The organism is Nonomuraea sp. NPDC049637, assembly GCF_040675235.1.
Taxonomy (GTDB): domain Bacteria; phylum Actinomycetota; class Actinomycetes; order Streptosporangiales; family Streptosporangiaceae; genus Nonomuraea.
In genome coordinates this window covers 112875-126426 of sequence record NZ_JBFAOM010000030.1, presented here as the reverse complement: position 1 = coordinate 126426, position 13552 = coordinate 112875, and the positions used below count along the sequence as shown (strand labels likewise).

The 13552-nt window shown below is 72.9% G+C and carries 13 protein-coding genes; 9 read left to right on the top strand and 4 right to left on the bottom strand.

Annotated features, from left to right (window positions below):
* Window positions 1–166 precede the first annotated feature (166 nt).
* Window positions 167–1078 carry a polysaccharide deacetylase family protein gene (locus AB0J71_RS33600; protein ID WP_364417894.1) on the bottom strand — a complete coding sequence of 304 codons (912 nt, stop codon included), beginning with the start codon at window positions 1076–1078 and terminating at the stop codon, window positions 167–169.
* Window positions 1079–1297: 219 nt separating this feature from the next.
* Here AB0J71_RS33600 and AB0J71_RS33595 point away from each other — a divergent pair, with 219 nt between their 5' ends.
* The 7 genes from AB0J71_RS33595 (at window position 1298) to AB0J71_RS33565 (ending at window position 8176) form a co-directional block, all read left to right on the top strand.
* Complete coding sequence (locus AB0J71_RS33595; protein ID WP_364417892.1) at window positions 1298–2476, top strand: Ig-like domain-containing protein; 1179 nt, start codon at window positions 1298–1300, stop codon at window positions 2474–2476.
* An 81-nt stretch (window positions 2477–2557) separates the two neighbouring features.
* On the top strand, window positions 2558–3247 hold the full coding sequence (locus AB0J71_RS33590; protein WP_352324579.1) for a hypothetical protein: 690 nt from the start codon (window positions 2558–2560) through the stop codon (window positions 3245–3247).
* Between the two features lie 227 nt (window positions 3248–3474).
* Window positions 3475–4494, top strand: coding sequence for an ABC transporter substrate-binding protein (locus AB0J71_RS33585; RefSeq protein WP_364417890.1), 1020 nt, complete (start codon window positions 3475–3477; stop codon window positions 4492–4494).
* On the top strand, window positions 4491–5327 hold the full coding sequence (locus AB0J71_RS33580) for an ABC transporter ATP-binding protein (protein WP_352324581.1): 837 nt from the start codon (window positions 4491–4493) through the stop codon (window positions 5325–5327). Before AB0J71_RS33585 ends, AB0J71_RS33580 begins: the two co-directional genes overlap by 4 nt.
* Window positions 5320–6324 carry an ABC transporter permease gene (locus tag AB0J71_RS33575; RefSeq protein ID WP_364417888.1) on the top strand — a complete coding sequence of 335 codons (1005 nt, stop codon included), beginning with the start codon at window positions 5320–5322 and terminating at the stop codon, window positions 6322–6324. Before AB0J71_RS33580 ends, AB0J71_RS33575 begins: the two co-directional genes overlap by 8 nt.
* Window positions 6321–7652: an LLM class flavin-dependent oxidoreductase gene (locus AB0J71_RS33570; RefSeq protein WP_352324583.1), complete on the top strand. Its 1332-nt coding sequence runs from the start codon at window positions 6321–6323 to the stop codon at window positions 7650–7652. Before AB0J71_RS33575 ends, AB0J71_RS33570 begins: the two co-directional genes overlap by 4 nt.
* Window positions 7649–8176, top strand: a complete 528-nt coding sequence (locus AB0J71_RS33565) for an NAD(P)H-dependent oxidoreductase (protein ID WP_352324584.1) — start codon at window positions 7649–7651, stop codon at window positions 8174–8176. The genes AB0J71_RS33570 and AB0J71_RS33565 overlap by 4 nt, the downstream gene beginning before the upstream one ends.
* A gap of 125 nt (window positions 8177–8301) precedes the next feature.
* Here the strand turns inward: AB0J71_RS33565 and AB0J71_RS33560 are convergent, their stop codons facing one another.
* The 3 genes from AB0J71_RS33560 to AB0J71_RS33550 form a co-directional block, all read right to left on the bottom strand.
* Window positions 8302–9096 carry an SDR family oxidoreductase gene (locus tag AB0J71_RS33560; protein WP_352324586.1) on the bottom strand — a complete coding sequence of 265 codons (795 nt, stop codon included), beginning with the start codon at window positions 9094–9096 and terminating at the stop codon, window positions 8302–8304.
* Window positions 9097–9139: 43 nt separating this feature from the next.
* Entirely contained in the window at window positions 9140–11140 is a 2001-nt protein-coding gene (locus AB0J71_RS33555) for a glycosyl hydrolase family 28-related protein (RefSeq protein ID WP_364417886.1), read from the bottom strand.
* Between the two features lie 177 nt (window positions 11141–11317).
* Window positions 11318–12097, bottom strand: a complete 780-nt coding sequence (locus AB0J71_RS33550) for a CPBP family intramembrane glutamic endopeptidase (RefSeq protein ID WP_352324588.1) — start codon at window positions 12095–12097, stop codon at window positions 11318–11320.
* A gap of 144 nt (window positions 12098–12241) precedes the next feature.
* On the opposite strand from AB0J71_RS33550, the gene AB0J71_RS33545 reads away from it, so the two are divergent.
* Window positions 12242–13138, top strand: coding sequence for an NAD(P)H-binding protein (locus AB0J71_RS33545; protein ID WP_364417884.1), 897 nt, complete (start codon window positions 12242–12244; stop codon window positions 13136–13138).
* Window positions 13139–13165: 27 nt separating this feature from the next.
* The gene (locus AB0J71_RS33540; protein WP_352324590.1) at window positions 13166–13552 is read left to right on the top strand and encodes a DoxX family protein; all 387 of its coding nucleotides are present in this window, start codon (window positions 13166–13168) and stop codon (window positions 13550–13552) included.

The window sequence follows — 13552 nt, the reverse complement described above, 5'->3', positions numbered from 1 at the left end:
CGAGGAGACCGTCGAGGAGTGACCCCCGCGGGCCGGCGGTTCGCGGGGACGGCAAGGCGGGCCGGCGGTTCGCGGGGACGGCAAGGCGGGCCGGCGGTTCGCGGGGACGGCAAGGCGGGCCGGCGGTTCGCGGGTTCGCCCGGTCAGTCCGAAGGAGGGCCGGCCGCTACCTGGGGCCGCCGGAGAGCCCGCGGGCGTTGCGGACGACCTTCGGCGGCCGGCCGCCGAACAGCTCGCTGACCGTGACGAAGCGGTAGCCGCGGGCGGACAGGCCCTTCAGCACCCGCGGGAGGGCCTTGACCGTGGTCGGGTGGATGTCGTGGAACAGGATGACGCTGCCGGGGCGGACCCGCTTGAGCGAGACGCGGGCCACTCTGGCGCTGTCGCGGTAGCGCCAGTCGAGGGTGTCCACGCTCCACAGGACCAGCGGCCGGTGCGCCTGCCGCCGCACGTCGCGGTCCGTCGCGCCGTACGGGGGGCGTACCAGGCCGGGCACGACGCCCGCGGCGGACTTCACGGCCTGGTCGGTGCGGGCGAGCTGGGACCTGATCGCGGCCGGCGACAGCCTGGTCAGGTCGGGGTGGGACCAGGTGTGGTTGCCCAGCTCGTGCCCCGCCTCGGCCGTGCGGCGCACCACGTCGGGGTAAACGCCGACGTTCCGGCCGACGACGAAGAACGTGGCGTGGGCCCGGTACTTCGCCAGGTGGCGCAGCAGCGTCCCGGTGTAGGGGCCCGGGCCGTCGTCGAAGGTGAGCGCCACGCACTTGACCTTGCGGCAGTCGGGCTTGTCCGCCTCGACGGGCTCGGCGGGCCTGGCGGGCTCGGCGGGCTCGGCAGGCTCGGCAGGCCCGGTGGGCTCGGCGGACGGCCCGGTCCGGTCCGGCCGGTGGCCGGGCTTGTGGTCCGGCTTGTGGCCGGGCCTGTGGTCGGGCTTCGGCGCGGGGGAGGCCGACGGCGCCGGGTGCGTGGGGGAGGGCGTGGGGCCGGCGGGGGTGGCCCCGGTGAGCGCGGTCGTGACGGCCAGTGTCGCCGCGGTCATCCCGATACCGGACAGGTACCGCTTCATGCCGCCGTTCATGACGTTCCCCCTCATGCACCGCCCCCGGTGCGTCATCCCCTGAGAACGGCCCAGAAGGACCGTTCCACAGAGTTGGACACCAGATCCGCCCGCAAGGTTCGCAAGAGTGCTCCGGATGAAGGTTTCTCCCATGCTCATGGGGCAGAGGTGTCCGCACGTGACAGCACAGACCGTTCAATGAAGAAGCTGACGCCTTGTCAGGCACGGGAGGCATCGAGGATGCGGAACGGCCGGACCAGTACGACGCTCGCCCTCGCGGGGCTCCTGCTCGCCGGATGCGCCTCCGGTGGCGGCGGCGCCCAGCCGGCGGACGGCCCGCGGCAGGCCGAGGGCCCGGTGGCCAAGCTGGCGATCACCCCGGCGGACGGCGCCGAGAAGGTCGCCCCCGACACCGGGATCAGCGTGCGGGTCACCGGCGGCAAGGTCACCAAGGTGACCGTCGCCGACGCCAAGGGACGCCAGGTGACCGGCTCGACGGCGGCCGACGGCACCTGGCGGCCACGGTGGCCGCTGCGGCCGGCGACGTCGTACACGGTGAGCGCGCAGGCCACCGGCACCGACGGCAAGGCCGTCACCGGGCGGTCGTCCTTCACCACGCTCAAGCCCAGGAAGGCCCTGCAGAGCGGCATGTCGCCGCTGGACGGCGAGAAGGTCGGCGTCGGGATGCCGGTCCAGCTCCTGCTGTCCCACCCGGTCACCTCCAGGCAGGCCCGCGCGGCGATCGAGCGCTCGCTGGTGGTGGAGATGTCCGAGCCGGTCGAGGGCGCGTGGAGCTGGGTGAGCGACCGCGAGGTGCAGTTCCGGCCGCGCGAGTACTGGCCGGTGGGTGAGAAGGTCAAGGTCGTCGCCCATCTGGCCGGGCTGCGCGCGGGCGAGGACCTGTGGGGGACCAGGGACCGCAGCCTGTCCTTCACCGTCGGCCCCCGGCACGTCACCAAGGTGGACGCCGACCGCCACCGGGCCGTCGTCACCGCGGACGGCAGGGTCGTCCGGACGATCCCCGTCAGCCTCGGCAAACCCGGCGACGACAGCTACTCCGGCATCATGATCGCCCAGGAGAAGGCCGCGGAGACCGTCATGGACTCGGCCACCATCGGGGAGCCGGGCGAGTACCGGATCAAGACCAAGTGGAACGTCCGGATGACCTACAGCGGCACCTTCTTCCACGCCGCGCCCTGGTCGACCGGCGCGCAGGGCAACTCCAACGTCAGCCACGGCTGCGTCAACGCCAGCCCTGCCGACGCTCGCTGGTTCTACGACTTCACCCAGCGCGGCGACGTCATCGAGGTCAAGGGCACCTCGCGCAAACTCCGGTTCGGCAACGGCCCGACCCCGTGGGCCAAGTCGTGGACGGAATGGCTCGCCGGCAGCGCCACGGGCAAGCCCGTGACCGGTTAGACCCCCATCTGAGGGCAGGACCTGCGCGAACATCAGAATGTCGCCTTGCCCGCGGGGGCCCGCACCACGATCATGTCGCCAATGGACGCCGACGTACCCCTGGACTACTACCTGATCTACGCCGCCGACCGTGGCCGCGGAACACTTCCCCTGGGCATCCTGGTCGAGGAGTTCGTGCTCTGCGACGACTACACGGCCGCGGGCATCGACTGCGCGGAATGGACGGCCGAGTGCGGCGAGTGGCGCGAGTCGCCCGGATCCAGCCGGGCCATCCGGGCCGACCCCGCGCTGCGCGACCGGGTGCTGCCCGTGACCCGGCGCGACGCCCGCGAGACCTACTCGATGCTCGGCGGCGGCGCGCTGCCGGAGGAGGCCGAGCTGCGGGCCTTCTTCCAGTACCGCCAGGCGCTGCCCGCCGCGCCCCCGCTCGACCTGGGCGGCTCCCCTTCGGCGCAGACCCGGCGCTACCGCATCCTGTTCGCGGGCGAGCTCGGCGAGCGCGGCCTGGCGAACGTGCGCACGGTCCTGCGCCTGGAGCCGCCGCGGGAGAACCCGCGGGCCAGGATCGCCGGCACCGCCACGGCGACCGCCGCCGGGCACACCTTCACCTGGGAGCTGCGGCGCATCGGCCCCGGCATCGCCTGGTGCCTGGACGTCACCGTACGCCTGAGCGCCGGCCCGCTGGCCGCCATCGGCGCCCTGCTGCACCACCACCGGCAGGCGATCCGCGGCCAGGGCCTGATCCCCGTGACCATCGAACGCTTCGCCTGACGCGGGAGGGCGGGGAAGGGGCGGGGGCAACTATTCATGTAAAGCCAGTAGGAAATGTTGACTTAGCGTTCTGGGTTCCGTAGCTTCGTACGCATGAGCCCCGGCCTCTACCTGACCCGGCGCCCGCACGTGGACTACGGCCACGTCGCCAGCGCGCAGTGTCGCTGATCACGCACCTCCGGCAGACCTCCCTCCCCCCTGCGCAGTTCTCCCCAGAGGAACTCATCGTGATCAACGTCAGACGTGCACTCCTCGCCGTGCTGCTCGCGACCGTGACCGTCGGCTGCGGCGCGGCCGAAGGGTCGGCGAAACCCGGCGAATCGGAGGTGAAGGAGCTTCGCTACCAGGGCAGCGTGGGCGCCGTCACCTTCCCCGAACTGGCCGCGGAGCTCGGCTACCTCGGCGACGTCAAGCTCAAGTGGGTGGGCAACACCACCTCCGGGCCGCAGGACATCCAGTCCGCGGCCACCGGCCAGACCGACTTCGGCGGCGCCTTCAACGGCGCCGTCATCAAGCTCAAGGCGGCCAAGGCCCCGATCAAGGCGGTGATCGGCTACTACGGCTCGGACGAGAAGTCGTTCAGCGGCTACTACGTCAAGGACGACAGCCCCATCAAGACCGCCCGCGACCTCATCGGCAAGAAGATCGGCGTCAACACCCTCGGCGCCCACCACGAGGCCGTGATCAAGGAGTACCTCAAGCGTCAGGGGCTGACGCCGGCCGAGATCGAGCAGGTCCAGCTCGTGGTCATCCCGCCGGTCAACACCGAGCAGGCGCTGCGGCAGGGGCAGCTCGACGTCGGCACGCTCGGCGGCGTGCTCAAGGACAAGGCGCTCGAACGCGGCGGGCTGCGTCCGCTGTTCACCGACGTCGAGCTGTTCGGGCCGTTCACGGCCGGGTCCGTCGTGCTGCGCGAGGACTTCATCGCCAGGAACCCCGGCACCGTCAGGACCTTCGTGGCCGGCTTCGCCAAGGCCATCGCCTGGGCGCAGACCCACCCGCGCGAGGAGGTCGTCGCCAAGTTCGAGCAGATCATCGCCAAGCGCGGGCGCAACGAGACCACCGACGTCGTGAAGTTCTGGAAGAGCACCGGCATCGCGGGCAAGGGCGGCGTCATCGACAGCCGGGAGTTCCAGCGGTGGATCGACTGGCTCCAGCGCGAGGGCGAGATCCGTCCCGGCCAGGTCAAGGTCACCGACCTCTACACCAACGAGTTCAACCCCTACGCGAACGGGAGCGGCTCATGACCGCCACGATCAGCGAGACCGGCGTCCAGACGAAGATCGGCATCCGGAACGTCTCCAAGGAGTTCACGGTCAGGGACGCGGGCGAGCCGTTCACCGCCCTGTCCGGGATCGACCTCGACGTCCGCGAAGGGGAGTTCCTGACGCTCGTCGGGCCGAGCGGCTGCGGCAAGTCCACCCTCCTCGACCTGGTCGCGGGCCTCACCGAGCCGACGTCGGGCCAGATCGTGGTCAACGGCGCGCCCGTCACCGGGCCCGGCCTCGACCGGGGGATCGTCTTCCAGCAGTACGCGCTGTTCCCGTGGCGGACCGCGCTGGCCAACGTGGCCTTCGGGCTGGAGGCCAAGGGCGTGCCCAGGGCCGAGCGTACGGAACGGGCGCGGCGGCACCTGGAACTGGTCGGACTGTCCGGCTTCGAGGACCGCTACCCGCACGAACTGTCGGGCGGCATGCGCCAGCGCGTCGCCATCGCCCGCAGCCTGGCCTTCGACCCCGACGTCCTGCTGATGGACGAGCCGTTCGCCGCGCTCGACGCGCAGACCCGCGAGTCGCTCCAGGAGGAGCTGCTGCGCATCTGGCAGCACACCCGCAAGACCGTCGTGTTCATCACGCATGGCATCGACGAGGCCGTCTACCTGGGGCAACGCGTCGCCGTGATGACCTCCAGGCCCGGCCGGATCAAGGAGATCATCGAGGTGGAGTTCGACTCGCGCGAGGGCGACCTGCGGGCCGACCCGCGTTTCGGCGAGTACCGGCACCACGTGTGGGGGCTGCTGCGCGACGAGGTCGCCGCGGCGCAGGTGCAGGAGCGGAAGGCGGCGATCCGGCATGACTGACGCGCGCGCCGACGAACGGACGCGCCCCGAGGGCGACGTCCACTGGTACGACCTCCCCGACGACGACCCCGACCCCGCCACGCGGGACGAGCCCACCGCTGTCCGGCCCACCGCTGTCCGGCCCACCGAGGGGGAGGACCGGAAGGCGGCGCCGGCGGGAACGGCGGGAACGAGCCGGAAGGCGGCGCCGACCGGAACGAGCCGGAAGGCGGCGTCCCCCGCGGCGACGTGGCGGCGGGCGGGCGGGCTGGCGCGGCGGGCGGGGCGGAACTCGGCCGCGATCCTGCTGCTGCTGGCCGCCTGGGAGGCGCTGCCCCGCCTCGGCGTGGTGGACCCCGTCTTCGTGCCCCCGCTGTCGGAGAGCCTGGCCGCCGGCGCGGACCTGCTGCTCACGGGCCGGCTCCCGGAGCACCTGGAGGCGTCGCTGGCGCGCTCGCTGTCCGGGTTCGGGCTGGCGATCGTGCTGGCCATCCCGCTCGGGCTGCTGATCGGCTGGTACAAGCCCGTCGCCGACTTCCTCACCCCGCTGCTGGAGGTGTTCCGCAACACCTCGGCGGTCGCGCTGCTGCCGGTCTTCACGCTCATCCTCGGCATCGGCGAGACGACGAAGGTGGCGTTCGTCCTGTACGCCTGCTCCTGGCCCATCCTGCTCAACACCGTCAGCGGCGTGAAGACCGTCGAACCCCTGCTGATCAAGTCGGCCCGGTCGATGGGCCTCGGCCCGGTGCGGCTGTTCCAGAAGGTGATCCTGCCGGCCGCCGTGCCCACCATCTTCACGGGGGTGCGCCTGGCGGGCGCGTACTCGATCCTCGTCCTGCTGTTCGCCGAGATGGTCGGCGCCAAGGCCGGGCTCGGCTACCTCATCCTCGACGCCCAGTCCAGCTTCCGCATCCCCGACATGTACGCCGGCATCATCACGATCTCCGTGGTCGGCCTGCTGTTCAACCTGCTCCTGATCGGCGTCGAGCGCCGCTTCTCCACCTGGAGGACCACGTGACGAGAAAGCTCCACCTGAACGCCTTCCTCATGGGCGTCGGCCATCACGAGGCCGCCTGGCGGCACCCCCGCACCGAGCCGAGCCGCCTGACCGACGTCCGCCACTACCAGGAGCTGGCCAGGATCGCCGAGCGCGGCAAGCTCGACTCGCTCTTCCTCGCCGACGGCGTGGCGCTGCAGGGCGACGTCCGGCACAACGCGCTCGGCGGGCTGGAGCCGCTCACGCTGCTGGCCGCGCTCGCCTCGGTGACCGACCACATCGGCCTGATCGCGACCGTCTCCACGACCTACAACGAGCCCTTCCACGTGGCGCGCAAGTTCGCCTCCCTCGACCACATCAGCGGCGGCCGGGCCGGCTGGAACATCGTCACCTCCGCCAGCGAGGCCGAGGCGCTCAACTTCGGCGTCGAACGCCCCACGCACGCCGCCCGCTACGCCAGGGCGGACGAGTTCCTGGAGGTCGTCGGCAAGCTCTGGGACAGCTGGGAGGACGACGCCATCGTGGGCGACCGCACCGGCGGCCGCTACGCCGACACCGGCAAGATCCATCCCGTCGAGCACATCGGCCGCCACTTCGCCGTCCGGGGGCCGTTGAACACCTCCCGCTCCCCGCAGGGCCGCCCGCTGCTGGTGCAGGCCGGGTCGTCGGAGGACGGCAAGGAGTTCGCCGCCCGGCACGCCGAGGCCGTCTTCACCGCCCAGCAGACCCTGGAGGAGGGCCAGGAGTTCTACAGCGACCTCAAGCGGCGGGTGGCCGCCCACGGCAGGCAGCCCGGCGACGTGCTCGTCCTGCCCGGCGTCTCGCCGATCATCGGCTCGACCGAACGGGAGGCGCTGCACCTGGAGAAGGAGCTCGAAGACCTGATCATCCCCGCCTACGGCCTGGCCCAGCTCTCCCACCTGACCGGCATCGAGCTGACCGAGGACGACCTCGACCGGCCGCTGCCGGACGTGGCCGTCGAGACCGAGGGTGCCCAGAGCCGGCGCAAGCTCGTCATCGACCTGGCCAGGCGGGAGCGCCTGACGGTCAGGCAACTGCTCAACCGGCTGGCCGGCGGCCGCGGCCACCGCGTCGTCGCCGGGACGCCCGAGCAGATCGCCGACCAGCTCCAGGAGTGGTTCTTCACCGGGGCCGCCGACGGCTTCAACATCATGCCGCCGCTGCTGCCGTCGGGCCTGTCCGACTTCGTGGACCACGTCGTGCCGGAATTGCAGGTCAGGGGCCTGTTCCGGTACGAGTACGAGGGCCGTACCCTCCGCGACAACTACGGCCTGACCCGGCCCGTCTCCCAGTACGCGGCCGGGCTGGCGGCGGCGGTGGCCGGATGAGCGTCGTCGCGCTGGTCGGCAACCCCCGCGAGGGCTCCAGGACGCGGACCGTGGCCGTGGCGGCCGCCGAGGCCGTCGCGCTGCGGCTCGGCCTGCCGGGCGTGCAGGACGTGATCGACCTGTCCGCGCTGGGGCCGCACCTGCTCGCGCCCGGGCCCGCGCCCGGCGTCGAGGTGGCGCTGGAGCTGGTCGCCGAGGCTCGGGTGCTGGTGGTGGCCAGCCCCACCTACAAGGGCACGTACACCGGGCTGCTGAAGGCGTTCCTCGACCGGTTGCGGCCGGAGGCGCTGGCCGGGGTGGCGGCGTTGCCGCTGCTGGTCATGGGCGATCCGAAGCACGCGCTGGCGGTCGAGGTGCACCTGCGGCCGCTGCTGGTGGAGCTGGGCGCGACCGTGCCGACGCCGGGGCTCGCGGTGCTGGAGTCGCAGCTGCCCGTGCTGGAGGAGCTGCTGGGCCGCTGGGCGGAGCGGGTCACGCCGCAGGTGGCCGCGGCCCTCGCGGTCGGCCATCCGGCCACCGCCTGAAGGGCGGTGGGCCGGCTGAATAGCCGCGGCCCGCCTGAAGGACGGCGGGCCGGCCGAAGGACCGCGGTGCCGTGCGCCTGAGGGCGGGGGCGCCGCGTGGGTAGCGGGCGGGCGGGGGTGCGGGGTCAACGCCAGTCGCCGGACTGGAGCGCCCCCGCCGCCTGCGGTCCCATCGTGACCAGGCCGCCGTCCACGAACACCGACGAGCCCGTCATGTACGAGGCGGCCGGCGAGGCCAGGAAGGCGATGACCGCGGCGACCTCCCGGGCGTCGCCCGGCCGCGGGATCGGGTACCCCGGACGGCTCCCGGCCCGCGGCGGCCGGTCCTCCTGCCCGGTCATCGGGGTGGCGATCTCGCCGGGCGCGACCGTGTTGACTGTGATGCCGTGCGCGGCCAGCTCCAGCGCCAGCACCCGGCTGAGCAGCTTCAACCCGCCCTTGGCCGCGCAGTACGGCCCCGCCCCCACCCTCGGGTACTCCTCGTGCACGCTGGTGACGTTCACGATCCGGCCGCCGCGCCCCTCGGCGACCATCCGCCGGGCCGCCCGCTGCGCGCACAGGAACGGCCCGTCCAGGTCCACCGACAACACCGAACGCCAGCGCTCGTAGTCCATGTCGAGCAGCGGCTCCGACGACCCGGTGCCGGCGTTGTTGACCAGCACGCCGAGCCCGCCCAGATCCCCGGCCAGCTCGTCGACGACGTGCGCGGCGCGTACCGGGTCGGTCAGGTCGTGGCGGCGCACGGCCGCCGCCTTGCCCGCCTCCCGTACCAGCGCGGCGGTCTCCCGGGCGCCGTCCTCGTCCTCGTGGTAGGTGATCCCCACGTCGAAGCCGTGCTCGGCCAGCAGCACGGCGGTGGCCCTGCCGATGCCGGAGTCGGCGCCCGTGACGACGGCGACCCGGTCGTAGGTGTCGGTCATGCCGTCCCCCTGCCCCGCACCCCGGCGCCTAACGCGGCCGGGCTCACCAGGGGGCGGGGGCCGGTGGGGGGACCACCGGAGGGCGGTCGTCGCAGGTGAGGGTGTTGGGCAGGAGCCAGGGGGCGAGCCAGCCGTCGTTGCCGCCGCCGTCCGTCAGCACGAACTCCGAGCCGGCCGGGGTGAAGTGGAAGGTGCCGCAGTTGTTGACGGGGACCGCGCCCACGTTGCGGGCGTGCACGTTCTCGAAGGCGGCCGAGCCGGCGGCGCGGGCGCTGAGCACCGAGGTGCCCGTGCCGTCCACCCGGACGTCCTTGAAGCGCAGGCCGGTGATGGAGTAGAGGTCCTTGACGGGCCAGTCGGCGACCAGCATGACGGCGTTGTAGGTGTTGTCCAGGTAGTGGTCGCCGGTCACCCGGATGTCGGCGTCGATGTCCCGCTCCAGGGCGTAGAACCAGATGGCGCCGAGGCCGATCTTCCAGTTCAGCTCGTACGTGCCGGCCCGCACGGTGGTGTTGCCGGTGATGTCCAGGCGGCCGGTGAACGGCTCGGCGCCGAAGCGGGAGCCGACCTGCAGGGCGCTGCCCTCGCGGACGGGGTCGGCGATCAGGTTGGCCGAGACGGTGTTGTCCGTGCCGCCGTAGATCGCGATGCCGTTGGCCAGCACCGGCGTCTGGACCGTGTTGTGGTCGAACGTGTTGCGCGCGTCCGCCGTGCGCTCCGACCACATCGCCAGGCCGTCGTCGCCGGAGTTGCGGACGAAGTTGTCCGACACGACCGTGCCGGTGACGCCGGTGTGCAGGTTGAGCCCGTCGGCGATCTGGTCGGCGATCACGTTGCCGGTGACGCGGGTGCCGCTCATCGGGCCGTCGAACCAGAGGCCGACCTTGGTGTGGTGGATGTAGAGGCCCTCGATCGTGGAGTCGCTCATCGCGCCGCCGACGCCGTTGACCTGGTCGGTGTCGATGCGGCGGCGGACGTCGCCCTCGATGGCGAACCCGGACAGGTGCACGTTGCGGCTGCCGCCGGCCGCGGCGTCCTTGCCGTAGAAGCCGACGCCGGTGTGGACGGACCCGTCGGGCGCCGGGGCGTCCAGGGCGACCTCGCGGCCCTTGATGATCGTGTACCAGCTTCCGGCGCCGGTGATCGTCACGTCGTCCACGACGATGTGCCGGTTGACCTGGTACGTGCCGGGCGGGACGTACACCTTCAGGTGGGCGCGCCTGGCGAAGGCGACGGCCCGGTCGAAGGCGGCCGACGACTCGCGGCGCCCGGACGGGTCGGCGCCGAAGGCCAGCACATCGGCCGCGACCGGCTCGATCCGCGGCGGGGCGACGAGCTCGGAGTCGAGCAGGTCGATGACCGTCCAGGCGGCCCCGGCGCCCGCCGTCAGCCGGATCCGGTCGCCCGCCCGGTAGGTGCGCCCGAGCAGCAGGCGCTGTTCGTCGTAGAAGTGGCTGGGCCGGAACGGCTTGGCGATCGCCGGGGCCGGGGTGGTGGCGCTGGGCACGCAGGAGCACTCGGTGATCCACCAGTCGGGGTGCAGCAGGTCGGCCCCGGGGGCGTCGGTGAAGGGGTACTGGTTGTACAGCCAGGAGTACTGCGAGGTCAGCGTCATGGTGGCCCGGTGGCGGCCGTTGACCGCGACGTCGAGCGGCGCGGTGATGCCGCCGCCCGCGGGCGCGTCGGGGATGCTGTAGCGCACCGTGATCGCGTTGGCCGCGGCCGGCAGGGTGAACTCGACGTGCCGGCCGGGCGTCAGCCGGACCGCCCGCCGCCCGGACGCCTCGGCGGGCAGCGTGTAGGCGGTGCGGTCGGGGCCGATGACCGTGCCGTCCGTCGGGGCGTTCTCGGCCTCCTGCTCGGCGAAGCCGACGCGCGCGCCCCGGCCGGCGACCAGGGCGGGGTCGAGGGCTGCCCTGGTGACCACGGGCCGCGGCGCCGTACCGGCCTTGGTGGCGGTCTCGGTGGCGGTCTCGGTGGCGGCCTGCGCGGGGACGGCGAGCGAGGCGAGGGGGAGAGCGAGAGCCGCGGCGAGCACCGCCACGACCCTCCGGGATGTGCTCGTGCCTGACATCCGAAGCTCGATTCTCTCGGGGGGTGAGGTGACAGTAGGACCCCACGACCCCGCGGCACAAGACTTCTGTGAAGGAGTTCCGGAGTTCTGCGATCGAGCTGCAAATGTTTGTCGATTTCTTGCGAGCAAGCGCGCAAGCGGTTTGCGTCAGGGCAGCCAGCTCACCCGGCCGTGCAGGGCGGCGTACCCGACGAAGGCCACCACGTCGATCAGCGTGTGCGCGATCACCAGCGGCATCGCGCGCCCCCACCGCTGGTACAGCCGCCCGAACACCAGCCCCATGACCACGTTCCCGACGAACCCCCCGAACCCCTGATACAGGTGGTACGACCCCCGCAACACCGACGACACGACCACCGCCCGCCACGGCCCCCAGCCCGCCTGGTTCAGCCGGTGCAGCAGGTAGCCGCTGACCAGAACCTCCTCCAGCACGCCGTTCTGCGCGGCGGCCAGCAGCAGCACCGGCACCCGCCACCACACCTCGGGCAACTGGCCCGGCACCACCGTCAGGTTGACGCCCAGCGCGTAGACCACCAGGTAGAAGGCCAGCCCCGTGCCGCCGATCGCGGCGGCGAGCAGCGCGCCGCGCAACGTGTCGCGGCCCGGCTCACGCAGGTCCACCCCGATCGTCCGCAACGACTCGCCCGAGCGGACCAGCAGGTACGCCACCAGCGCGACCGGCGCCACCGAGATCGCGATGTCCACGAGCTGCAACGTCAGGTCCAGCCACGGCCGCCCGGGGGCCAGCGAGCCGACCAGCACGGCCTGCTGCCCCTTCAGCTCCTTGGGCGCGGTCAGCGAGCCGATCAGCCGGACCAGCGACAACACCGCGCTGGCGCCGAGCGAGACCGACAACACGACGAGGATCTCGGCTCTGATGAGCCTGGGGCCGAGGGCCGGAGCGGGTGCGAGTGACTGGGTGTGCATGGGCCGCAGAGTAGCCGCCCAGCGCTCCGATCCGGATAAAGCACCCCTTGTCGGCGGGTCCCGGAGCTCGGTGGCCGGAGCGGGCGGACTTCCGCCGGCTCAAGCCGATGTCACACTTCCCGTCCCGGGTTCCTCTCAACGGGCATGAACGACATGATTCTGGTCACCGGCGCCACCGGGACGTTCGGTCGCCCGCTGGTCGAACTGCTCACCGCCCGAGGGGTCAAGGTGCGCGCCGTCACCCGATCGGCGGCCGGGGTGCGCCTGCCCGCCGGGGCCGAGGCCGTCGAGGGCGACCCGGCCCGCCCCGAGACCCTCGCCGGCCACCTGGACGGCGTCACCGCCGTCTTCCTGCACCCGCGTGCCATCGGCGACGGGGCGCCCGGCCTGCTCGCCCGTGCCGCCGAGCGCGGGGCGCGGCGGGTGGTGGCCCTGTCCGCGATGAACGTCGACGAGCCCCTCGACGAGCAGCCCTCCCGTTTCCGCGGCGACCGCAACAAGGAGGCCGAGGCCGCCGCCGTGGACAGCGGCCTGGAGTGGACCAGCCTGCGCGCCGCCTCCTTCGCCGGGAACGCCCTCCAGGCGTGGGCCCCGCAGATCCGGGCCGGGGACGTCGTCCGGTACGTGCACGCCTCCTTCCAGGAGGTGCCGATCGACGAGCGGGACCTGGTCGAGATCGCCGCCAGGACGCTGCTCGGCGGCCACGCCGGACGCCGGCTCGAACTGACCGGGGCCGAGTCGCTGACCCACGCCGCGATGGTGGCCGTGCTCGGCGAGGCGATCGGCCGGCCGCTGCGCCTGGAGGAGATCCCGCCGGAGGCCGCCGCACGGCGCCTGGTCGCGGGCGGCCTGCCGGAGCCGTTCGTCCGTGCTCTGCTGGCCCGCTACGCCAGGTACGCCACGCGCCCCCAGCACCCGGTCACCGGGGACGCGGCCGCGGTGCTCGGCCGCCCGCCCCGCACCTTCGGCAACTGGGCCGCCGCCCACGCCCCGGCCTTCGCCCGCCAGGACCACCCGGCCGCCCGCCAAGAGCAGGGCTGACCAGCCGACGCCAACCGGAGGTCTCCCGTGCCGCACTCCACCGCCTACGTCGTCATCGCGCTGGTGACGATCGCCTGCAACGCCTTCTCCGGATTCGCCGCCATGACCCGGCTCGCACCGGTCATGCGGTCGCTCGGCCCCGCGCTCGACCGGTGCGGGGTGCCGCGGTCGTGGCTGGTCTGGCCGATCGGCACGCTGAAGGCGGCCGGCGCGGCGGGGCTGACGCTCGGCCTGTTCGGCGTGCCGCTGGCCGGGACGGCCGCCGCGGCCGGGCTCGTCCTCTACTTCGTGTGCGCCCTCTACACCCACCTGCGCGTGGCCGACCGATCGCCGCAGTTCTACCTGGCGATCGGGTTCCTCGCGCTCGCGGTCGCCACCCTGGCGCTGGACCCGGCGCTGGTGCTGCGGCCCTGA

Coding starts and splice junctions, on each gene's coding strand:
- AB0J71_RS33600 (WP_364417894.1), bottom strand. CDS start 1,078: ATGAACGGCGGCATGAAGCGGTACCTGTCCGGTATCGGGATGACCGCG.
- AB0J71_RS33595 (WP_364417892.1), top strand. CDS start 1,298: ATGCGGAACGGCCGGACCAGTACGACGCTCGCCCTCGCGGGGCTCCTG.
- AB0J71_RS33590 (WP_352324579.1), top strand. CDS start 2,558: ATGGACGCCGACGTACCCCTGGACTACTACCTGATCTACGCCGCCGAC.
- AB0J71_RS33580 (WP_352324581.1), top strand. CDS start 4,491: ATGACCGCCACGATCAGCGAGACCGGCGTCCAGACGAAGATCGGCATC.
- AB0J71_RS33575 (WP_364417888.1), top strand. CDS start 5,320: ATGACTGACGCGCGCGCCGACGAACGGACGCGCCCCGAGGGCGACGTC.
- AB0J71_RS33565 (WP_352324584.1), top strand. CDS start 7,649: ATGAGCGTCGTCGCGCTGGTCGGCAACCCCCGCGAGGGCTCCAGGACG.
- AB0J71_RS33560 (WP_352324586.1), bottom strand. CDS start 9,096: ATGACCGACACCTACGACCGGGTCGCCGTCGTCACGGGCGCCGACTCC.
- AB0J71_RS33550 (WP_352324588.1), bottom strand. CDS start 12,097: ATGCACACCCAGTCACTCGCACCCGCTCCGGCCCTCGGCCCCAGGCTC.
- AB0J71_RS33545 (WP_364417884.1), top strand. CDS start 12,242: ATGAACGACATGATTCTGGTCACCGGCGCCACCGGGACGTTCGGTCGC.